A 22380-nucleotide genomic window follows, 5' to 3' on the forward strand; every position below is an offset into this window, starting at 1 on the left:
CAAGGTTCTGGCCGCAACCCGTGGCCGGGTGCCATGGTGGCTATGGGCCGCAGGGAACTGCGCGATCTCGTATGGATTGATCCAAGGCAGAAATCGCCGCGCAATGCGGCGAACGCGACGTTTTGCGTCAATCGGGCTTTGTGCTGAAATCGTGAAAGTCAGCGGTCACGGCGCTATACGGCTGGCCATTCCGCTTTGGACTATGCCGTCTCAGCGGGGATCTTCGACCGATATATAGACCAGCTGGTGCCCGGAATAAGCCGCCTGAAACCAGCTGTTGCCGCATTGCTTGTACAGGTGTTTGTCGACCTGGACATCGCGGCAATCGGCCGGAACGCTGTCGACCATGCTGCCGATTGCAAGCCCGGCGGTCGCGCCCCAGAAGAAATCATCGCCGTCATCCCAATAGCCCGGCCAATAAGGGGCAGGGGCTGGTCCGTGGTGATGGTGGTGATCGTCGTCGTGGTGATGATCGTGATGGTGATCGCCCCCGTGATGGTCCCCGTCGTGGTGATCCCCGCCGTGATGGTCGCCGCCATGGTGCCCCCCGCCATGATGTCCGCCGCCCGCATGCGCACCCCCGCCGAAATGAGAGCCTCCGCCCATATGGCCTGCGCCACCCATATGCATTCCGCCCATGCGGCCGCCTCCGAATCCGCCGCGCGCTTCGGCGATGGACGAGGTTGCGACAAGTGCCGACAGCAAGGCAATCAAGGTTGTTCCGCCGGTATTGATGATCATTCGTCCTCTCCTTCGTTGGCGGTCGCGGCAAGGTCGCTTTGGGCAAATTCGATCAGCTGCATGTCGTCGGACGGCATATAGGCAAAGCTGTCGGCGTCGATTGTCGCCTCGGGGGTCCATTCATAGGTTGCGCTAAACCGTGGCAGGGCGGGATCGGTTCGATCAACATAGGAAATGCGCAGCGGCAAAGGGTCGCCTTCGGCCTGTAGCCAGACCTCCCAGTCCTGAGATTCGGTGCGATAGGCCCAGTGGTTCACCGATTGGCCCGCGATTGTTGCGGGGCCGACCAGAAACCCTTCCGTGATCTGGTCAACCGGCTCATGTTCCGTGCCCCAGATGAACAGGTCTGCGGCTGGAAAATTCAGGCCGTATTTCTGCGATGCCAGCTCAAGCAACTCGTGGATGCTATCCGGCGCTTCGGGAATGACGGCATAATAACCCTGATCGGGTGAAACATAGATTGCGGTCTGGCCGTCGTAATAAAATTCGCGCTGCAAGACGTCGGTATCCAGCGCCACCCGCAATCCGTCGGGCCTGCGGACATCATACATGATTTTCCCGCCGATGGTCAGCTTCTGGTCGCTGTCCAGAACGACCTCCATTTCGGTTTCGGCCGAAAGGTGAAAGCTTTCCAACCCGCTCAGGGCTTGTCCCATTTGCTCGAGTGCTGCCACCGCTGCAGGCTCGACCAGTTGCTCGGCGGCATGGGCGTAACTGATGCTGGACAGCATGATTGCGGTCGCGGCGCAACATTTCAAATTCACGGCTTTCTCCTTTGCGTGGTCGCGGGCGCATGAGTGGGTGGATCACAGGGACCATGACCTGCCTGACGGTACCAGCATTGCCCGAACCGTCCGCAAAGTGAAGGCAATTCCTTTTCTTTACAGGGGTGCATTCAGCGCGATCGAATAACTGGGGCCGAGATATTCTGGAATATCCCGGCCCTGCTTGCGCTAGGCCATTGCCGCCTCGGTGATGGGGCGCAATCTCTGTTCGGTGTCCGGGTCGAAATACAGCGCCTCAGCCGGATCAAAATCAATGATGACGTTGGTGCCTTCGTCCAGTTTGGCGTCATCGCGGGATTCTGCCACCAGGCGTGTGCCATCGGTGCAGTTGACGTAATCATAGGATACCCCGCCCAGGCGCTCTCTCAAATCCAACCGCAGGGCGGAATCTCCTGGGCTTACGCGAAGATGCTGGGGGCGCAGCCCGACCAGAACCTTGCCCGAAGCAGTGCCGGGCAGCGATGGTGCGGCGATTTTTCTGTCGCCCAAGGCGGGAATGCGGATGCTGTCACCTTCGACCACGCCATTCAGAAAATTCATGCTGGGTGAACCGATGAATCCGGCCACGAATTTGTTGTCCGGGTTCTGATACAGTTCCATCGGAGTGCCGACCTGTTCGATGGATCCGGCGCGCAGCACCACGATCTTGTCGGCAAGGGTCATGGCCTCGACCTGATCATGGGTCACGTAGATCATCGTCGCGCCGATTTCCTTGTGCAGCCGGGCAATCTCGACCCGCATATCGACCCGCAATTCGGCATCAAGGTTGGACAAGGGTTCATCGAACAGGAAGACCTCGGGACCGCGCACGATCGCGCGGCCGATCGCGACGCGCTGGCGTTGCCCACCGGACAGCGCCTTTGGTTTGCGGCTGAGATAGTCTTCGAGTTTCAGGATTCGCGCGGCCTCCGAAACCTTGGCCTTGATTTCATCCTTGGGCTGGCCGTTCATCTTCAGGCCGAACCCCATATTTTCTTCCACGGTCATATGCGGATACAATGCATATGTCTGGAAAACCATCGCAACGCCGCGCTCGGCCGGGTCGGCATGGGTCACATCGCGCGACCCGATGCTGACATTGCCTCCGGTGGTTTCCTCAAGGCCGGCGATCATCCGCAGCAATGTTGACTTGCCACATCCAGACGGTCCGACAAAGACGCAGAATTCGCCGTCGTCGATTTCCAGATCGACGCCATGGACGACCTGAACAGGCCCGTATTTCTTGATGACATTCCTAAGCGTGACGCCGGTCATTGGTTGGTCTCCTCCGTGTTGCGTTCCGGAAAACGCCAGTTTTCTGCATTGCGGGCGATTTCAGCCGCGATCCGCTTTAGTTCAGAAGCGTGTTCTGCCAGATCGTTCAATGACTTGCGGGCAGTATGCGCCGTCAGGGACAACCCGCCAAGCACGGATCCGCTGCGGGCCAGAATGGGAACCGCACAGCAGATGATGCCCGGTTCATGTTCTTCCCGGTCAAAGGCATGCCCGTCTTGGCGGATCTGTTCCAGTTCCGCCAAAAGGGCATCGGTGCTGGTCAATGTATGGGCCGTGTGGGGGTGAAAACTTTGCGCGGTCAGTGCGCGCTGAAGTGCATCGGCGGAAAGATAGGCCATCATGGCCTTGCCGACGCCGGTGCAATAGGCGGGGCCGACACGTCCGGCCTGCGAGAACATCTCGATGCTTTGAATGGCGCTGCGCTTGTCGACATACAGAACCTGCCCGCGATCAAGCTGTGCGACATGGACGGTTTCACCGGTCTGTTGCGCCAGGGCATCGACCAGGGGCCGCGCCAGCGGGGCCAGCGAGGATTGCGCCCATGCGGAATGGGCCAGTCGCACCAGGCGCACCCCAAGCGCATAAGTCCCCTGATCGGGTTCGTGGTGCAGCATCCCCTGATTCGCGAGGGTCTGCAGCAGGCGATAGAGTGTCGCCTTGGGATAGGGCGATTGTGCCAGCAGGTCGATAAAGCGCACGGGACGGCCATGATTTGCCACCATATCAAGGACATCCAGCGCCTTGCCTACGGTTCCGTCCGAATGTCCTTCGGCACCCATTTCCCCGGTCTCCTCCACCCTGCTCTTGACAGGAATAGCAATGTTGCAGATAGTTTTCAATATTCAAGACCAAGTTTCGAATAATGGAACCATAAGGGAGGAATTCATGGTTCATTATCGCACTGGCGCATTGGCGCTGACCGCGGTTCTGATGATGTCCACGGCCGCTATGGCGCAGGACAAGCGTATCGTAACCTATAATGCCGACTTCGATCCCGCGCCCCTTGCCGCGATGGAACAGGTGATCGCGTCCTTCGAGGAGGCGAATCCCGATATCGACGTGCAGCTGAACAATTTCGATCACGAAGGTTACAAGACCTCGATCCGGAATTTCCTCAGCGCGGATGCCCCTGACCTTGCCAATTGGTATGCAGGCAACCGGATGAAGCCCTTTGTCGATGCAGGGCAGTTCGCGGATGTTTCCGACGTCTGGGAGGAAAACGGCCTCAAGGAATCGCTGGCCTCGGCCTTGCCGTCGATGACCTTTGACGACAAGCAATGGGGCGTTCCCTATACCTATTACCAGTGGGGAATTTACTACAACAAGGACGCTTACGAAGCCGCCGGCGTCGAACTGCCCGGCCCCGAAGGCGTCACATGGGATCAGTTCGTTCAGAGCTGCGAAAAGTTCCAGGCCGAGGAAATCGATTGCGTGACCACCGGCACCAAGGCGCTGTGGCCGGGGGCGGGGATCTTTGACTATATGAACCTGCGCACCAATGGATATGAATTCCATATGCAGCTGACAGGTGGCGAAGTTGCCTGGACTGATGATCGCGTCAAGGCGACCTTTGCGGAATTCGCCAAGGTCCAGCCCTATATCACCCGTAACCACGCTGCGCTTGACTGGCAGGATGCGGCGGCATTGCTGGTTCAGGGCAAAGCCGCGAACTATGTGATGGGCAATTTCGCGGTGGCTGTCTTCAAGGAAGGCGGGATGACCGACGAAAACCTTGGTTTCATGGGATTCCCGACCATCACCGAAGGCGTGCCTCGTGCAGAAGACGCGCCGACCGACACGGTTCACGTTACCTCGGGCGCCAAGAACCCCGAAGATGCACGCAAGTTCCTTGCCTATCTTGCAACAGCAGAGGCGCAGACCACGATCAACAACGCGATGGGGCAGTTGCCGATCAACAAGGACGCGACTGTCGGCGACGATCAGTTCCTGCAGGCGGGCTTTGAAATGTTGTCCACCGCCGATGGCGGCATAGCGCAGTTCTTTGACCGTGATGCCCCGGCCGAAATGGCCAAGGCCGGCATGGAGGGTTTCCAAGAATTCATGGTCAAACCCGAGAATGTCGACCGTATTCTTGAGCGGCTCGAGAAAATTCGCGGCCGGGTCTACTGATTTCACTAGCCGTATCGACAGGCTGTCCCATGTTCTGGGGCAGCCTTAACCGAATGACCGGGGACTGAAGATGGCGAATACCGTCTGGAAGGCAAACCAACGGAGTCTTGCTCCGTGGCTGTTCCTTGCGCCCGGGCTGATCATGTTTATCGTTTATGTGATCATCCCGATTTTCCAGAGCATGTGGATCAGTTTTTATGACTGGGACGGGCTTGGCGAAAAGACTTGGCTGGGTTTGGCCAATTATGCCGAGCTTCTTGACGATGATGCATTCTATACATCGTTGAAGAACAATGTGATCTGGCTTGTGTTGTATATGCTGGCGCTGCCGGCCGGCCTTTTGATCGCGATCTTCCTGAACCAGTCGATCCGGGGAATGCGCCTGTACAAGTCGTTGTTCTTCTTTCCCTTCGTGATCTCGCAGGTCGTTGTCGGCCTGATGTTTTCATGGTTCTACGCACCTGATTTCGGATTGTTCTACAACCTGATCGAGTCGTTGACAGGGCAGGGGATTGCGATTCTGGCAGATGATCGGTTCGTCACATATGGGATCATTGTCGCGGGGCTGTGGCCGCAGATTGCCTATGTGATGATTCTGTATCTGACCGGATTGAACAATGTCGCCCCGGATCAGGTCGAGGCCGCACGCCTTGACGGTGCCAAGGGCTGGAAGATGCTTTGGTATGTCGTCCTGCCACAACTGCGTCCCGCGACATTCATTGCTGTCGTGGTCACCGTGATCGGCGCATTGCGGTCGTTCGATCTGGTGTCGGTCATGACCGATGGTGGGCCATATGGGTCTTCACGGGTGCTGTCATTCTACATGTATGAACAGGCACTGTCTGAATACGGATATCGCATGGGTTACGGCGCCGCGATTGCCGTCGTCCTGTTTGCGATCATGATGATCTTCATTTCGGGCTTCATCTGGAAGATGTGGCGCGACGAGAGGGGGCGCTGAGCCATGTTTCCACGTCCAATCGAACAGACATCTCCGCTTGGTCAATGGGCCTACAAGATCGCCGTCCCGGTCGCTCTGGTCCTGTGGTTGTTGCCCTTGCTGGGGGTTGCGCTGACGTCGGTGCGGCCTGCCTCTGATCTCGCGCAGGGCAATTACTTTGGCATGCCTTCGGCCATTGCGCTTGGCAACTATGTCCAGATTTTCACCGATTCACCCATTGCCGGCTATATGCTGAATTCCTTCAAGGTCACGGTGCCCACAGTTATCGGTGCGGTCGCATTGTCCTGCATGACGGGATTTGCACTGGCGATCTATGGGTTCCGGTCGAACATGATCATCTTTTTCATGTTCGTTGCGGGAAATTTCGTGCCCTTTCAAATTCTGATGGTGCCGGTGCGCGACCTGACGCTGAAAATGGGCATGTATAACAGCTGGACTGGTCTGGCGATGTTCCACATCGCGTTTCAAACCGGGTTCTGCACGCTGTTCATGCGAAACTTCATCAAGGCCCTGCCGCATGAGCTGATCGAGGCCGCGCGGGTCGAGGGGGTAAGCGAGTGGCAGATTTTCTGGCATGTCGTCTTGCCGTTGATGCGACCGGCCATCGCGGCGCTGTCGGTGCTGATCTTCACCTTCATCTGGAACGATTATTTCTGGGCCACCGTGCTGACCACATCGGCGGATTCCCAACCGATTACGGCAGGGCTTTCATCGCTGAACGGGCAATGGATCGCGCAATGGCATCTGGTCAGTGCGGGTTCTATCCTGGCGGCATTGCCACCGGTCCTGATGTTCTTCCTGATGCAGCGTCACTTCATTGCCGGCCTGACGCTTGGAGCCGTGAAATGAGCCACGCCTGGCATCTTCGCCAAGATCGGCAAAGTCTTGTCCTGGCCTCATCCGGGACGGGCTTGCCCAGGGTGATTTACTGGGGCCCCCCGTTGCCGGAAGATGAATCTACCGATGCCATGCTGGCAGCGGATGGGCTGGATTATACCGGTGGAATGATGGACGGTATCCCCGACCTGTCCATTTGCCCCGAGGCGCGGCGCAGTTTTCCGGGACAACCGGGGCTGGGTATCCGCGATGAAAACGGCAAGCCCTTGGCGCCGGTTTTCGAATTCGCTGGTTGCGATGAACATGACGATGGGATTGTTCTGACTTATGTGGATGCCGGTCTTGGTCTGACCTATACCGCGACATTCGGATTGCATCGCTCTGGGATCATCAGGACAAGTGCGGGCCTGTCATCGCAACGTCCGCTACGCGTGGAATGGCTGGCGGCCCCGGTCATGCCCGCGCCACAGCTCTCGGATGAGCTGATTGATTTCGCAGGACGCTGGGTTGGTGAATTCCAGTTGTGCCGCAGCGGTTGGGGCGCGGGTATACGCATGCGCGAATCCCGCACCGGTCGTAGCGGGCATGAACATTTCCCCGGCTTGATCCTGCCGGTTCGTGGGGCCACGAATACGCAAGGCCAGGCCTATGCGTTTCATTATGGCTGGTCCGGCGGCCATCGCATGATCGCCGAGGAACTGCCTGACGGCCGGCGCCAGATCCAGTTTGGCCATGCCGCAGGCACCGAGTTGGAGGCGGGCACGCAGTTTCAGACCGCGCCACTTCTGCTGACCTTTTCCGATCAAGGGCTGAATGGCTGCGCGGTAGCGTTTCAGCGGCATTTGCGCAACGAGGTCGTGCGCTTTCCCGACCCCGACCGTGCGCGCCCGTTGCATTACAACTGCTGGGAAGCAGTCTATTTCAAACATGATCTGGATGAGCTGAAGAAAATCGCGACGATGGCCGCCGATCTGGGTGCCGAGCGTTTCGTGCTGGATGACGGCTGGTTTGGAAATCGCGACGATGACCTGCGCGCCCTGGGTGATTGGGTGGTGGATACGCGAAAATATCCGGACGGTCTCGATCCTCTGATCGCCCATATCCACAGTTTGGGAATGAGTTTCGGGATCTGGTTTGAGCCCGAGATGGTAAATCCCGACAGTGACCTGTATCGCGCCCATCCGGATTGGGCGCTGGGTGATCCGGATCAGCTGCTGGGGCGGCAACAGATGGTTCTGGACATGTCGCGCACCGATGTACGGGATTACCTGTATGATCGCATCGCGACTGTTCTGGCGGATCACGCGGTGGATTATGTCAAATGGGATCATAACCGTTTGTTGCCCATGCCGGATGCTGCGCAGACGCGTGGGGTCTATGCATTGATCGACCGGCTGCGCGCGGATTTCCCCGGGGTCGAGATCGAAAGCTGTGCGTCGGGTGGCGGGCGCATCGATGCCGGTATTCTGTCGCGCACCCATCGTGTCTGGCTGTCCGACAGCAATGATGCACAGGAACGATTGCGTATCCAGCACGATGCCGCGCTGTTCTTGCCGGCCTGCATTACCGGCAGCCATGTCGGACCACGAGAATGTCATACCTCGGGGCGCGTGCTGGACATCCGTTTTCGCGCATGGGTCGCCGCGCAGCGGCATATGGGTTTTGAAATGGATCCACGAGAGCTGACTTTGGACGAGGCAGATGTGCTGCGCGAGGTGACCTCTTGGTGGAAGCGCAATCGCGATTGGATGATGGGGGCCGATATCCTGCGGCTGGACGGCGCGGACCCTTCCGTGATCGCGGAACAGCAGGTCGCGGCGGATGGTTCACAATTCGTGCTGTTTGCCGGTGTCGCTCAGACTTCGCCTCAGATCTCTCAGCGACCGTTGCGATTGACCGGATTGCAGCCTGATGCACGCTATCGTGTCGATCTTTGCAATCGGGGGGAAGCCGGACCTGCATCCCGGGGTCGCCCGGCGCTGAAGGAGGCGCCACTGGAACTGAGCGGCCGCTATCTGATGAACCACGGCATTGTCCTGCCCAACAGCTTCCCGCAACGGATCTGGGTGGTCGAGGGCAAACGGCTGTGATCATGGCGCGGCCGGGCAGGCTGCGCCGATCTGAATATTCCGGCGGGCGTGAAAGACCCGCCTTGCCACAACGGAGAGCCAATGATGAACGATATTGCGACCTATCACGATCTGAAAGATGCGTCGGTATTCATCACCGGGGGTGGGTCGGGCATAGGTGCCAGCCTGACCGAAGGCTTTCTTCGCCAGGGGGCTAAGGTCGCCTTTGTCCAGCGGTCTGACTGCTCTGAATTCGTCGAAGAGATGTTTCGCAAGACTGGCATCCGGCCCCTGTTCATCAAATGCGACATTACCGATACCGCCGCGCTGAAATCGGCGATCGATCAGGCTGGTCAGGCGCATGGGCCAGTGCAGGTGCTTGTGAACAACGCCGCCAATGACAAGAGGCACAACACCCTCGAAGTCGAAGAGGAATTCTGGGACTGGTCCATGTCCATCAACCTCAAGGCCTATTTCTTTGCGGCCCAGGCGGTTCTGCCCCAGATGATCGAGGCCGGTGGCGGATCGATCATCAATTTTTCGTCCGTCAGTTACATGATGGGCAATGCCGGTTATCCCGCTTATGTCGCGGCAAATTCCGGTATCAACGGGTTGTCACGGGCCTTGGCACGAGAATTCGGCCCGGATCGGGTGCGCGTGAATTCATTGGCGCCGGGATGGGTGCTGACCCAGAAGCAGAAGGATCTTTGGGTGACACCCGAAGGTCTGTCCGCGCATCTGGACCGCCAATGCCTGAAGGATACGCTTGATCCAGACGATATCATCGGCGGGGTGCTGTTCCTTGCGTCGCGTGCGTCGAGAATGATGACAGGTCAGGCGCTGGTCATTGATGGCGGCGTCGTGGTCACAGGATGAGCGTGGCCGAGACCTGCGATCTGTCCGCTGTCGATTGGATTGCCGTCGACTGGGGGACATCGAACCTGCGCCTGTGGTTGATGGATCGTGATGATCGGGTGCTGGCGCAACGCAGCAGTGATCAGGGTATGTCCGGCCTGACCCGCGCCGAATTTGAACCTGTTCTGCTTGACCTGATTTCTGACGTGGCAACCGTTGCGGACAGGATTGACGTCATTTGTTGCGGTATGGCGGGATCCCGGCAGGGCTGGGCCGAGGCGCCGTATCGTACGCTGCCCTGTTCGCCGGTCGATTTTATGGCCGCGACACGTGTTTCGACACGCGATTCCCGCTTGTCGGTGCGTATTCTGCCGGGGTTGCGTCAGGATCGTCCCGATGACGTCATGCGCGGAGAGGAAACCCAGATCGGGGGGTTTCTTGCGCATCGGCCCGATTTCAAGGGCACGATATGCCTGCCCGGAACCCATTGCAAATGGGTCCATGTTTCCGATGGTCAGGTGAAGGGATTTACCAGCTTCATGACCGGAGAGCTGTTTGCCCTGCTATCGAAATCTTCGGTTCTGCGTCACTCGGTTGATAGCGATCAGGTCGATCATGACAGCTTTCTGGCCGCGGTTTCGGACGCACTTGCCACGCCCGAGCTGTTGACCAGCGCCCTGTTTTCGCTGCGCGCGGCATCGCTGTTGCGCGATGTTGGGCCTGCGGAATCGCGATCGCGCCTGTCGGGGTTGCTGATCGGCACCGAACTGGCGGCGACGCGGCGTTTCTGGTTGGACCAGCCAGTGGCAATCATCGGTGCCTCGGGGCTGGGGCGGGCCTATCAGTCCGCAATGCACAGTCAGGGTGTCGAAGCCGAAATCGTTGATGTCGCCGAACAGACAATTCGCGGGCTGTGTGCCGCGCGCACCGCATGGAAGGAGTTTACCCATGAATCGTGAGATCATTGCAATTCTGCGTGGAATTACGCCCGATCAGGCCGAGGAGGTCGCCGCCGTCCTGATCGATGCGGGTATATCCAAGATTGAGGTTCCCCTGAATTCACCGCGCCCCTTCGAAAGCATTCAGCGCATTCTGAGCGTCGCGGGTGAAAGCGCGATCGTCGGCGCGGGGACCGTGCTGACGGTCGAGGATGTGCAACAGCTTTCCGCGATTGGCGGACAGATGGTCGTGTCACCCGATTGCAACCCCGAAGTGATCGCGGCGACCAAGGCCATCGGAATGCAATCCTATCCCGGCGTGATGACCCCAAGCGAATGCTTTTCGGCGCTTCGTGCCGGGGCAGACGGGTTGAAACTGTTTCCGGCCAGCCTGATTGGAACTGCCGGACTGACGGCCATTCGTGCGGTGTTGCCCGAAGGCACGCGCACCTATGCGGTTGGCGGTGCCGGACCGGACAATTTCGCCCAGTGGCAGCAGGCCGGAGTGGTCGGGTTCGGGATCGGCACCGGGATCTTCAAGCCCGGCTTTACCACCGCCGAAGTCGCCACCCGCGCAAAGGATATCGTCAGCGCCTATGACAAGGCGTTTAAGGCATGACCGCGAGGGTCTTTTCCGACACCCGGTGCCAGCTGGGCGAGGGGCCATTGTGGCACCCGCTGCGAGAGGAATTGTTCTGGTTCGACATATTGGGCCAATGCCTGATGGCCCGGCCCATGCAAGGCGAGGAACGCCGCTGGCAGTTCGACGAATATGTCAGCGCGGCAGGTTGGGTCGATCATCAGAGCCTGTTGCTTGCATCAGAGACCGGATTGTATCGTTTTGACATAGCGTCAGGACAACGCAGCCTGATTGTCCCGCTTGAGGCCGACAACCCCGTGACGCGCTCCAATGACGGGCGGGCCGATCCATGGCGCGGGTTCTGGATAGGCACGATGGGCAAGAATGCCGAACCGGAGGCTGGTGCGATCTATCGCTTTTACGAGGGTGAACTGCGCAAGCTGGTTTCGGGCATGACGATCACGAATGCGATCTGTTTCGCGCCGGACAAGACGCAGGCATATTATGTGGATACGGCCAAAGGTCAGGTCATGCGACAACCCCTGAACCGGGAAAACGGCTGGCCCGATGGGGCCCCGTCGGTCTATCTCGATTTCTCGGGTCAGGATGTCGGGGCAGACGGGGCCGTCACGGACCGGGACGGATGTTTCTGTGTGGCGCTTTGGGGGGGCGCGCGCGTCGAATGCTATGATGGTCAGGGGATCTTGCGCAATCGTGTCGAGCTACCGGCATCGCAGGCGACCTGCCCGGCCTTTGGCGGCGAAGGCATGAAGACGATGTTCGTGACCAGCGCCGCCAAGGATGACGAGATGCAGGGCGCAGGCATGACCTTTGCGGTCGAAACCACGGTCGCGGGCAATCCCGAGCCGCGGGTAAGGCTGTAACCATGATGAACAGAGAGCTGGGGGTTTGCTACTATCCCGAACACTGGCCGCAAGAGCAATGGGCCGAAGATGCCCGCCGCATGTCGGATCTTGGGTTGAAATGGGTGCGTATCGGGGAATTTGCCTGGTCACGGATCGAGCCAAGGCCGGGGCAATTTGATTGGGAATGGCTGGATCGGGCGATCGAGGTGCTGGGCGCGCATGGCTTGCGTGTCGTATTGGGAACGCCTACGGCGACGCCTCCGAAATGGGTCCTCGATCGACATCCGGACATGCTGGCCGTTGATGCGGATGGCAGGCCCCGGAAATTCGGGTCGCGCCGACATTACTGTTTCAGCCATCAAGGCTATCGCGAGGAATCGGCCCGGATTGTCACCGAATTTGTACGCCGATACGGGCGCAGCCCCCATGTCGGGGCATGGCAGACGGACAATGAATACGGATGCCACGATACCGTCCTGTCCTATTCGGAAGCGGCGCGCCGGGCATTTCGCGACTGGTTGCGCGCACGCTTTGCCGCGCCAGATCGCAACGACGGAGACATCGGCGCGCTGAACCGGGCGTGGGGCAATATCTTCTGGTCGATGGAATATGACGATTTTGACGATATCGACCTGCCCAACCTGACGGTCACCGAACCGAACCCTGCACATGCGCTTGCGTTCAGGCGGTTCAGTTCCGATCAGGTGGCCAGCTACAATCAGATGCAGGCACAGATCATCCGCCAGCATTCCGATGCGCCGATTTCACACAACTATATGGGGCGCGTGACCGAGTTTGATCACTACAAGGTCGGGGCGGATCTGGATATCGCGACCTGGGACAGCTATCCGCTGGGGTTTCTGGAAGATCGCGTCGGTGCCACGGCCGAGATGCAGCGCCGGTTCGCGCGTCAAGGGGATCCGGATTTTCAGGCGTTTCATCACGACCTTTACCGGGCGGTCGGACGTGGCCGTTGGTGGGTGATGGAACAGCAGCCCGGACCGGTGAACTGGGCACCATACAATCCGGCGCCTGCGCCCGGAATGGTGCGTCTGTGGACCTGGGAGGCGTTTGCACATGGCGCCGAGGCCGTCTGTTTCTTCCGTTGGAGGCAGGCCCCTTTCGCGCAGGAACAGATGCATGCCGGCCTGTTGCGTCCAGACAATGCCGAGGCCGAGGCGCTGCCCGAGATACGTCAGGTCGCCGCCGAGATCGCCGAGGCCGCCCGGGTACAGCCTTCTTCGGCTTCAGTGGCGTTGATCTTTGACTATGATGCGGAATGGGCGTGGGACGTGCAGCCTCATGGCAAGGGTTTGTCCTATTTCGGGCTTGTGCTGGATCATTATCGGGCGTTGCGCCGCGCCGGCCTTTCGGTCGATATTGTCCCCCCCGAGGTCGATGCGATCGAGGGATATCGGCTGGTTCTCGCACCGGGTTTGATGCATACGCCCCCGGCATTGAAAGAGGCATTGAAGGGCAGCGATGCGACCGTATTGCTTGGGCCGCGTAGCGGAGCGCGTGATGCCCATATGTCGATACCGGTGCCGCTGCCGCCCGCGATGCCGGGGTTTGATGTCACCGTCAGCCGATGCGAAAGCCTGCGACCTGATATGCCCGAGGCGATTGACGGTGGCGGATGTATACTGGGATATCGTGAACATCTGGACAGTTCCGCGCCGGCGTTGTTGTCAGATGAACTGGGGCGCGCCGTTGCCATCGAAGAAGGCAACCTGATCTATATGGGGGCGTGCGGAGATCGGGCCGCGCTGGATCGGTTGGTCGCCATCTTGTGTGAACGCGCCGATCTTCCTTGTGCCAACTTGTCCGATGGGGTGCGTTGTCGCGACACGGCGGCTGAACGTTTCTGGTTCAATTACAATCTGGAACCCATTGATCTTGACGGGGTGGGGCATCTGCCCGCCTGCGGGGTTCTGCGCCAAAAGCTGTGGGCCTGATTACGTGATGGCGGCTGCCATCATGCGGCGGCCGTCCAGAGCCGGAAGCGCTTGGTTCCGGTGACCTCGCGGACAAGACCCATTGCCAAAAACCTGCCCAGCAGACGTTCGGCGGTGTCACGGCTGATGCCGGCATGTTCTTCGACCATCGCCGTGGTCATCAGGGGTTGCGCGGCCAAAGCGTGAATGACGCGCAGGGGATTGCTGCCCTTGATGCGGTCCGTGCGCTCGGCCGCCGTTCTTGCCCAGCTGTTGACGCGTTGCAGCTGTTGTCTTGCTTCGGCGGCGCCTTCAGTAACGGCGGAAAGGTGGCGCAACAACCTGTCATCAGGGTCGCCGCCATCGATCCAAACCCTGCGGCCATGTCGCCCAAGCGGTACGAAGCTCAGCGTTTCACAGCATTCGGCCATCGCCCGCCCTGTCCAGACCGCCGCTTCGGTCAGGTCATCTGTCGGGGACAGATCGGCCAATCGCCACAGGATTCGTGTCACCGGTGATCGGGCCAAAGGATGTAATTCGGTAAATTCCGCAAGCTTTTCGGAAAATTCATGCGCGGCCTCGTCCAGTTCTTCCCCGGCGGGGCGCAGCGCCATTGCCTCGGTCAGACGGCTGACTTCGGATTTTCGCAATCCGAGGAAATCGCGAATGTCCTCTAGCCGTCCTTGCCCTTCAAGCCGCCGCAAGGCCCATCTTGCCAGATGCATGGCGTCCAGATCGGTATCCACCCGTGCCTGCATGATGTCACGGCCGATCTCTTCGCGCCGTACCGGGCTGCCTTGCGCCCATAGCATCGCCTCGACTTCCGTAAGGGCGAGGCGGCGGATCGCACCGGCGCGATTTGCGGCGGACATTTCGCTGATCAGCGCATCCAGGCGCCCAACCGCCAATGCTGCCGCTGCAAGCTGAGTTGCACATCTTGCCTGCGCAGAAAACCATGGCGTGGCGGGCACCGCATCTTGATGCTGCGCAAGTGGAAGCGGTGGCGCGAAGGGCGGGGTGTCGTGATCCATCAGGTCCGATCGGTCATTTTGGCGACCGACATGATAGCGGTTTTGCGGGCAAGCGAAATGCCTCACTGATTTGTGGGTTATCAATATCTCCGCCTGACCTCAGGCGGCAGGATGTTCCCTGACCGCACAGCTTGTGGCGCCCTGGGTCAGTTCTCCATGCACCAGCAATTCCGCATATTGCGCCATGGGTGCGCGAATGCGGCGGATCAATGTTTCGGCAAGGGTCTGGCCCAGTGAATAGGGCCGGATCGAAATTGTGGTCAAGGGCACGGCTGCCAACGCGGCTTCTTCGATGCCGTCAAAGCCGACGATGGAAATATCCTCGCCCGGCCGCAGCCCGGCCCGGGAAAGGGCCAGTGACGCCCCAAGGGCGATCATGTCGCCGTTGCACACAATCGCCGTGATCTCGGGGTGCTCGCGGTGGAGCTGTTGAAAGGCGACCATTCCTGCCTTGCGGCTATCCTCGCATGGCCAGACAATTTGCGCGGCCAAGCCGCGCTGGGTCATGATCTCGCGATATCCGGCAATGCGGTCGCGGCGGGATTCCACGTCAAGATTGCCGCCCAGATAAGCGATGTGGCGATGTCCCAGATCGGCAAGATGGGCGGTGGCGATGCGCGTAGCGGCGCTGTTGTGCACACCTACGTGATCCGCGGCATGATTGGGCGCGTGGCGCAGAAAGGTGACATTCGGCACAGCATGGGCACGCAACAGGGCCACGGTTTCCGGGGGCGTGTCCAGTGCGGGCACCCACATCAGACCGGCGCGGGTGTTGCGAACCAGCAGTTCGATCTGTCGGCGCTGGCGCGTGGCGTCGTCCCGGCTATCAAGAACCGATGCCAGATACCCCTGACTGTCCAGATAATCGGTCACGCCGCTGACCACTTCGGCGTTGAACGGGTTTGACACATGGTGAACCAGCAACCCCACTTCGCGAACCTCGCCCGAACGCATCGATGCAGCCCGACCGTCCGGGACATAGTTCAGACGTTGCGCGGCATTCAGGACCTTTTCACGTGTCTCTTCCGAGATACGCCCAACGCCGCGCAGAACCTGGCTGGCGGTGGCAACCGACACGGCAGCTTCGGCGGCAACAGATCTGAGCGTCGGTTTCTTCATTCTTGTCCAGCAGATTTATCGTTCTATCACCGTGAGCGAAATTTTCGGTCAATACTAGCGGTTATCCTGACGAATATCCAACAATGAAAGTATTTGACAGTGGTATAACGTTATACCATGCTTAAAGGCATGGGAATCGCTGCTCGGGGCAAAGGGGGCGGTGATCGTGACTGTTGCGGCATATGGCCGCTTGGGAGGAAGAAGATGACTTCATTCAAGACATTTCTTGGCGCTGTTTCGGGACTGGCGCTGACCTTTGGCGCGGTTTCCGCCCAGGCCGAGGTTCTGTTCTGGTCCACGCAGGCTCAGCCGGTTGAGGAAACCCAGAAGATGCGCGACGAGGTGGTCGCGGGTTTTGAGCCGGGCGTTGATTATCAGGCGCCGGAAACCGGCCCATGGCTGACCCGCGCCCAGGCCGAGCTGTCGGCGGGTTCGGGTGCGGTGGGCATTCTGGGCGGCCTGCATGGCGACCTGACGGCGGTTCGGGGTGGGCTGTCGGATTTGGGCGATATTGATATTTCGGCAATTCCGGCTGATCTTGCCGCATTCGGCAAGCTGGAAACCGATCAACAAAAATACATTCCCTGGATGCAGGCCACCTTCCTGATGGTCGCCAACAAGAAGGCGTTGGACTATCTGCCCGAGGGGGCTGATCTGAATGCGCTGAGCTATGATCAGCTGATCGAATGGTCCAGGGCGATGGCGGAAGGCGAGGGATCACCCAAGTTCGGCTTTCCGGCTGGCCCCAAGGGGCTGAAACACCGGTTTTTCCAAGGGTTCCTGCTGCCCAGCTATTCCGGCTCGACCGTGACGGAATTCCGCTCGGCCGAAGCGGAAGAGGCCTGGGGCAAGTTCCGCGACCTGTGGCAGTATACCAATCCTGCCTCGACCAACTACAATTTCATGCAGGAGCAACTGGTCAATGACGAAGTCTGGCTGACCTTTGATCATATTGCCCGGATTTCCGAGGCGTTCAATTCGCGGCCAGATGATTTCGTTGCCTTCCCCGTTCCCTCGGGACCGAAAGGCCGTGGTTTCATGACCGTGGTCGCGGGGATGGGTGTGCCCGAAACCGCGCCGGACAAGGATGAGGCCAAGGCATTGATCGAATACATGCTGAAGCCGGAAACCCAGATCGCGACCCTCCGCGCAACCAATTTCTATCCGGTGGTTGCGGTGGATCTGCCTGAAGATGTTCCGGCATCGGTCAAGGCCTCCGGTCCGGCGATCGAGGCGATGACATCGGCCGAAGATGCGCTGCCGGTCTTGCTGCCGATGGGGATGGGGGATCTGAACGGTCAGTTCAATCAAGTCTATGTCGACACGTTCGAGCAGATCGTTCTGGCCGGTCGCGACATTCGCCCGACCCTTGAACAACAGGCCGAGGCCCTGCGCGCGCTGATGAACCAGGCCGAGGCACCTTGTTGGCTGCCGGACGCGCCTTCCCAGGGGGCTTGCCCGGTCAACTGATCTCCGGACCGGCGGCGCGGCCCTGACCGGCCGCGCCCGACAACCCGAAACCCAGCCAGCCTGACATCACGGGGTCATCATGCCGCGCTATCTACCGTATTTGCTGTTGCTGCCGGCAACAGTGTTTCTGATCATCTTTTTTCTGTATCCCTTTACGCAGGTCGCCATAGAGAGCGTGACCTCGAACGGGGAATGGAGCCTTGCCAATTTCCAGAAGGCGACAAGCCACTGGAAGTTCGGCGAAGCCTTCAAGAACACGATGCTGCTCGCTGCGCTGGTGGTGCCGATCCAGCTTGTGATGTCGCTGACAATGGCAACGGTCGTGCAAAAGTTGCAAAAGGGCCGCAGCGCGATCCTGTATATCTTTGCAATTCCTCTGGGGATTTCGGATCTGGCCGCCGGTCTTATCTGGCTGTCCATCTTCGAGCAATCCGGGTTCCTGAACAGCATGTTGGTGGGGCTTGGCCTGATCGAACAGCCGATCCTTTACCTCAGCTATCAATCGCCCTGGATCATCCTGTTTGCTATCGTTCTGGCCGAGGTCTGGCGTGCGACCGCCATCATGATGGTGATCATCGTCGCGGGGCTGGGACTGATCCCGCGAGAATATGGCGAGGCAGCCGAGGTGTTTGGTGCCACGCGCTGGCAGCGGTTCTACAAGGTCACGTTGCCGATGCTGCGCCCGTCACTGCAAACGGCGCTGATCTTGCGGGTTATTCTGGCGTTCGAGGTGTTTGCAGTGGTCATTGCCTTGGGCGGCACCCAGATGCCAGTGCTGATGAGTGAAACCTTCAACTGGCAGTTCAACTTGCAGGACCGTGGAGTTGCCGCAGCCTATGCCATGGTGATCCTGGCGGTTTCGGTTCTGTTCACCCTGATCATTCTGCGTGCATTGCACGTCCCAAAGGAGGCACGGACATGAGCGATACCGCCACTGTCGCGCCCTCGGTCCGCAAGGCTGGCCGCTGGGTCTTTGTCAGCGGGATCGTGCTGCTTTGCGTCTGGACGCTACTGCCGATCTATCTATTGATGGTCAATGCGCTGTCCACACCCGAAGAAGTGAACGGATTCCCCAAGTCGTTCATCCCGTCTTTCGATTTGTCGTCACTGCGCTTTTTCCTTGAATTCGAGGGGGTTCTGAACGCGCTGTGGAATTCGATCCGGGTCGCGGTCGTCACCATGATCCTGTCGATCGGCTTTGGTGCCCCGGCCGGATATGCACTGTCGCGGTTCGATTTTCCCGGCAAGGAGGTCTTTCGCTTTCTTGTGGTCATGACGCGGGCCTTCCCGCTGCCCTTGTTGGCGCTGCCCCTGGCGGTCATGTTCCTGCGCGTCGGCCTTGATGACTCGGTGCTTGGATTGGCGCTGGTCCATACGACACTTGCGCTGCCATTTGCCGTGCTGATCACCTATTCGCTGTTCTCGGGTATTCCCTTCGAACTGGAAGAAGCCGCTTTCACACTGGGTTGCACGCGTTTTCAGGCGTTTCGCAAGGTTGTGCTGCCCCTGGCGGCCCCCGGCATCGCCGCCAGCGCGGTCTTTGCCTTCGTGATTTCCTGGAACGAGGTTTTCGCGGCCGCCGTGCTGACGATCAAGAACCGTACCCTTACCGCCTTTCTCATGCAATCGCTGGACTGGTCCCCGCTGCACCTAAAATTTGCCGGTGCCGCCGCGCTTGTCCTTCCCGCCCTCATCTTCATCTTCGCAGTCAGGAAATACCTGTTCGCGATGTGGGGCATAGCAAACCGATAGGAGCCGAACATGGCCGAGATCCAGATCAAGGGCGTCGCCAAGTCATTCGGGGCCTTTACCGCCCTGCACTCTGTCGACATGACCATTTCCGACCGCGAATTCATGGTGCTTTTGGGTGCCTCGGGATGTGGCAAGACCACATTGCTGCGCATCATTGCCGGACTTGAGACCCCGACCAAGGGCGAGGTGTGGATTGGCGGGCGGCGCGTTGACCACCTGCCGCCGAAGGAACGCGGCATCGCCATGGTGTTCCAGAACTATGCCGTCTTTCCGCATCTGACCGTGTTCGAGAACATCGCCTTCGGGTTGCGGATGCAGAAAATGCCACAGGCCGAGGTGCAGCGCCGCGTGCACCGCTGCGCTGAGCTGATGCATATCGAACAGTTGCTCAAGCGGTATTCGGGTCAGCTGTCGGGGGGGCAACGTCAACGTGTGGCAGTTGCCCGCGCGCTGGCCATGGAACCGGAGGTGATCCTGATGGATGAGCCATTGTCCAATCTGGACGCGCTCTTGCGTCTTGAAATGCGTTCGGAACTGAAAGGGGTGCTGGCTGAATCCAAGACGACAGCAATCTATGTGACCCATGATCAGGTCGAAGCGATGAGCCTGGCCGACAGGATTTCTGTCATGAATGGCGGGCATATCGTGCAATCCGCCGACCCCGTCGAAGTGTATCGCAACCCGGCCGCACGTTTTGTCGCCGGGTTCATCGGCAATCCGCCCATGAATTTCCTGCCGGCGGAAAAGGTCGGGTCAGGGCGCTATCGCGTCGCGGGAACCGATGTAGCGGGGCCGGACACAGATACCCGGATCGATTACGCGATTCGCCCCGAGGATCTGACCCTTGCCGAGCCCGGGCAGGGACTGGCCGCAACCATTCGCGTCGTTGAACCGCTTGGCGCCCACACATTGGTGACCTGTGATGTCGATGGCGCCTCGTTCCGCGCGGTGATCGACAGCGATTCCCGCGTTAATCCGGGCGACAGGCTAAGCCTGGCCCCCATGGCTGACCGTGTGCGCTGGTTTGACAAGGAAACCGGCCTTTCGGTCCAATAAAGATGACCAACATGCCTGAAAATGCCGATCAACTGATCGCCCGCGCCATCGAGATCGTGACCGAAAACGACCGTGGCAGCTATACGGTTCCGACCAAGGGGCTGTATCCGTATCAATGGAACTGGGACAGTTGCCTGACCGCTCTGGGGCAGGCACATTTCGATGAAGCGCGTGCCTGGGCCGAGATTGAAACACTGATGGCGCATCAATGGCCTTGCGGAATGGTGCCCCACATCATCTTCCACGAAGAAAGTGATAGCTATTTCCCCGGCCCGGATGTCTGGCGCACGGGGCGGCCCGTGCCAACAACGGGCATCACCCAGCCGGCGGTCGCAGGTTTTGCGATGGCGCGGTTGTTTGCACGTGCCAAGGATCGTGCGTTGGCAACCCGTTCGGTGCGAAAGCTGTTGCCCAGAATTTCGGCCTGGCATGACTGGTTCTATCGGACGCGCGACCCCGAAGCGACGGGCCTTGTCGCGATCATCCACCCTTGGGAATCCGGGCGCGACAATTCGATTGATTGGGACGCCGCGCTGGCGCGTGTGCCGACCGACGGGCTGGAACCCTTTACGCGCCAGGACATCTTGCACGCCAATCCCGATCACCGGCCGACCCAGGCCCAGTATGATCGATATATCTGGTTGGTGCAGCATTTCCGCAGCCTGGGTTGGGACACCGAAAGGCTGCATGATGCCTCGCCGTTTCGTGTCGTGGATCCCGGCTTTAACGCCATCCTGATCCGGGCCTGCGACGAATTGGCGAATGTGGCCGAGGAATTGGGCGAAGCCGAGCTGGCGGTTCGAAACCGCACCTATGCTCAGCGTGGTCGCGCTGCGCTGAACAGCCTGTGGAATGCGGATCTGGGGCAGTATCTGTGCTTTGACAGGGCAATCAGCGAACAGGTGAACAGCCCATCAGTCGGGGGTATTCTGACTGTCTTTGCCGGCCTGCCGAAAACCCGCGTCGCACATTTGGCCACGCGGGTGGAAGAGTTGGCATCGCGTTGCGGGTATCTGGTGCCCAGCCACGACCCCGCCGCCGCGGCCTTCGAAGCACTTCGATATTGGCGCGGGCCAGCCTGGTTGGTGGTCAACTATCTGATCGCTGACGGTTTCCGTCTGGCCGAACATGCGGAAATGGCAGAACGAATTGATGCGGATAGTCTTCGACTGATTGCCGAGTCGGGTTTTGCGGAATATTACGATCCCATTACCGCAGAACCATGTGGCGGTGGGCGCTTTACCTGGACTGCAGCGATGGTTCTTGAAATCCTGAATGGACAAAAGGCAGACGCATGAAACGTTCCCGCATCAATGCCATCATGGCGCAAGCTGACCAGATGATCCGTGAATACGGGTTTGTGTTGCCGCCCTTCGCTCGTTGGAGCCCCGATGAATTCCGCGCGCGTGCCCCACAGGCGCGTCACGTCATAGAGGCCCGCTGCGGCTGGGACATCACCGATTACGGGGCCGGGAATTTTGACGAAATGGGTCTGTTCCTGTTCACGTTGCGCAACGGTTTGCTGTCTGACCTGCAAAACGGCACGGGCATGTGCTATGCGGAAAAGCTGTTGATCTCTCGTCAGGATCAACTGTCACCCATGCATACCCATGTCATCAAGGCCGAAGACATCATCAATCGCGGCGGCGCCACCCTGGTGATCGAGCTGTTCGGCAGCGACGATCAGGGCAACTTTGCTGAAGACCGTGGTGGTCGGGTCTGGTGTGATGGGATCGCGCGCGACTATGCGCCGGGCGAGAAGCTGAAGCTTGCGCCAGGCGAAAGCGTGACCCTGCGCCCCGGCGATTGGCACGCGTTCTGGGGCGAGGGCGGCGATGTGCTGATCGGCGAGGTTTCGACTGTCAATGACGATGAGGCTGACAATATCTTCCGCGAGCCGATCGGGCGTTTTTCGACCATCGAAGAGGACGAAGATCCCACGCATCTTCTGGTCAGCGATTATGCCCGTCTGCTGAGCTGA

21 protein-coding genes are annotated in these 22380 nt (G+C 59.4%); 15 read left to right on the top strand and 6 right to left on the bottom strand.

Annotation, left to right across the window (positions count from 1 at the left end):
• Positions 1-210: 210 nt before the first annotated feature.
• From PAF17_RS12515 to PAF17_RS12530, 4 genes are all read right to left on the bottom strand, one after another.
• Complete coding sequence (locus PAF17_RS12515) at positions 211-741, bottom strand: hypothetical protein (protein ID WP_271889442.1); 531 nt, start codon at positions 739-741, stop codon at positions 211-213.
• A complete protein-coding gene (locus tag PAF17_RS12520; protein ID WP_271889443.1) occupies positions 738-1505 on the bottom strand; it encodes a DUF2092 domain-containing protein in 768 nt (255 codons plus the stop codon). The genes PAF17_RS12515 and PAF17_RS12520 overlap by 4 nt, the downstream gene beginning before the upstream one ends.
• A 189-nt stretch (positions 1506-1694) precedes the next feature.
• Entirely contained in the window at positions 1695-2780 is a 1086-nt protein-coding gene (locus PAF17_RS12525; protein ID WP_271889444.1) for an ABC transporter ATP-binding protein, read from the bottom strand.
• Positions 2777-3580, bottom strand: coding sequence for an IclR family transcriptional regulator (locus tag PAF17_RS12530; RefSeq protein WP_271889445.1), 804 nt, complete (start codon positions 3578-3580; stop codon positions 2777-2779). Before PAF17_RS12530 ends, PAF17_RS12525 begins: the two co-directional genes overlap by 4 nt.
• A gap of 106 nt (positions 3581-3686) precedes the next feature.
• Here PAF17_RS12530 and PAF17_RS12535 point away from each other — a divergent pair, with 106 nt between their 5' ends.
• The 9 genes from PAF17_RS12535 to PAF17_RS12575 all read left to right on the top strand — a co-directional run bounded on the left by PAF17_RS12535 (position 3687) and on the right by PAF17_RS12575 (position 13992).
• Positions 3687-4931 (top strand): ABC transporter substrate-binding protein, encoded by a 1245-nt coding sequence (locus PAF17_RS12535; RefSeq protein ID WP_271889446.1) that lies wholly within the window; start codon positions 3687-3689, stop codon positions 4929-4931.
• 70 nt (positions 4932-5001) lie between these two features.
• The gene (locus tag PAF17_RS12540) at positions 5002-5892 is read left to right on the top strand and encodes a carbohydrate ABC transporter permease (protein WP_271889447.1); all 891 of its coding nucleotides are present in this window, start codon (positions 5002-5004) and stop codon (positions 5890-5892) included.
• A gap of 3 nt (positions 5893-5895) precedes the next feature.
• A complete protein-coding gene (locus tag PAF17_RS12545) occupies positions 5896-6741 on the top strand; it encodes a carbohydrate ABC transporter permease (RefSeq protein ID WP_271889448.1) in 846 nt (281 codons plus the stop codon).
• Positions 6738-8819, top strand: coding sequence for an alpha-galactosidase (locus tag PAF17_RS12550; RefSeq protein WP_271889449.1), 2082 nt, complete (start codon positions 6738-6740; stop codon positions 8817-8819). Before PAF17_RS12545 ends, PAF17_RS12550 begins: the two co-directional genes overlap by 4 nt.
• An 84-nt stretch (positions 8820-8903) precedes the next feature.
• A complete protein-coding gene (locus PAF17_RS12555; protein ID WP_271889511.1) occupies positions 8904-9674 on the top strand; it encodes an SDR family NAD(P)-dependent oxidoreductase in 771 nt (256 codons plus the stop codon).
• Complete coding sequence (locus PAF17_RS12560; RefSeq protein ID WP_408636419.1) at positions 9671-10612, top strand: 2-dehydro-3-deoxygalactonokinase; 942 nt, start codon at positions 9671-9673, stop codon at positions 10610-10612. The genes PAF17_RS12555 and PAF17_RS12560 overlap by 4 nt, the downstream gene beginning before the upstream one ends.
• Positions 10602-11210: a 2-dehydro-3-deoxy-6-phosphogalactonate aldolase gene (locus PAF17_RS12565; RefSeq protein WP_271889451.1), complete on the top strand. Its 609-nt coding sequence runs from the start codon at positions 10602-10604 to the stop codon at positions 11208-11210. The genes PAF17_RS12560 and PAF17_RS12565 overlap by 11 nt, the downstream gene beginning before the upstream one ends.
• On the top strand, positions 11207-12055 hold the full coding sequence (locus PAF17_RS12570; protein WP_271889452.1) for an SMP-30/gluconolactonase/LRE family protein: 849 nt from the start codon (positions 11207-11209) through the stop codon (positions 12053-12055). The genes PAF17_RS12565 and PAF17_RS12570 overlap by 4 nt, the downstream gene beginning before the upstream one ends.
• Before the next feature lie 5 nt (positions 12056-12060).
• A complete protein-coding gene (locus PAF17_RS12575) occupies positions 12061-13992 on the top strand; it encodes a beta-galactosidase (RefSeq protein ID WP_271889512.1) in 1932 nt (643 codons plus the stop codon).
• A 20-nt stretch (positions 13993-14012) separates the two neighbouring features.
• Here the strand turns inward: PAF17_RS12575 and PAF17_RS12580 are convergent, their stop codons facing one another.
• Positions 14013-15002: a Fic family protein gene (locus PAF17_RS12580; protein WP_271889453.1), complete on the bottom strand. Its 990-nt coding sequence runs from the start codon at positions 15000-15002 to the stop codon at positions 14013-14015.
• Between the two features lie 99 nt (positions 15003-15101).
• Positions 15102-16121 carry a LacI family DNA-binding transcriptional regulator gene (locus PAF17_RS12585; protein WP_271889454.1) on the bottom strand — a complete coding sequence of 340 codons (1020 nt, stop codon included), beginning with the start codon at positions 16119-16121 and terminating at the stop codon, positions 15102-15104.
• Between the two features lie 204 nt (positions 16122-16325).
• Here PAF17_RS12585 and PAF17_RS12590 point away from each other — a divergent pair, with 204 nt between their 5' ends.
• The 6 genes from PAF17_RS12590 (at position 16326) to PAF17_RS12615 (ending at position 22380) form a co-directional block, all read left to right on the top strand.
• A complete protein-coding gene (locus PAF17_RS12590; protein ID WP_271889455.1) occupies positions 16326-17591 on the top strand; it encodes an ABC transporter substrate-binding protein in 1266 nt (421 codons plus the stop codon).
• Positions 17592-17670: 79 nt separating this feature from the next.
• Entirely contained in the window at positions 17671-18513 is an 843-nt protein-coding gene (locus tag PAF17_RS12595; RefSeq protein ID WP_271889456.1) for a carbohydrate ABC transporter permease, read from the top strand.
• On the top strand, positions 18510-19343 hold the full coding sequence (locus tag PAF17_RS12600) for a carbohydrate ABC transporter permease (RefSeq protein ID WP_271889457.1): 834 nt from the start codon (positions 18510-18512) through the stop codon (positions 19341-19343). The genes PAF17_RS12595 and PAF17_RS12600 overlap by 4 nt, the downstream gene beginning before the upstream one ends.
• A 9-nt stretch (positions 19344-19352) precedes the next feature.
• Complete coding sequence (locus PAF17_RS12605; protein ID WP_271889458.1) at positions 19353-20399, top strand: ABC transporter ATP-binding protein; 1047 nt, start codon at positions 19353-19355, stop codon at positions 20397-20399.
• A gap of 11 nt (positions 20400-20410) precedes the next feature.
• Positions 20411-21697 (top strand): MGH1-like glycoside hydrolase domain-containing protein, encoded by a 1287-nt coding sequence (locus tag PAF17_RS12610; protein WP_271889459.1) that lies wholly within the window; start codon positions 20411-20413, stop codon positions 21695-21697.
• A complete protein-coding gene (locus tag PAF17_RS12615; RefSeq protein WP_271889460.1) occupies positions 21694-22380 on the top strand; it encodes a D-lyxose/D-mannose family sugar isomerase in 687 nt (228 codons plus the stop codon). Before PAF17_RS12610 ends, PAF17_RS12615 begins: the two co-directional genes overlap by 4 nt.

This window comes from Paracoccus onchidii (assembly GCF_028294535.1).
Taxonomy (GTDB): domain Bacteria; phylum Pseudomonadota; class Alphaproteobacteria; order Rhodobacterales; family Rhodobacteraceae; genus Paracoccus; species Paracoccus onchidii.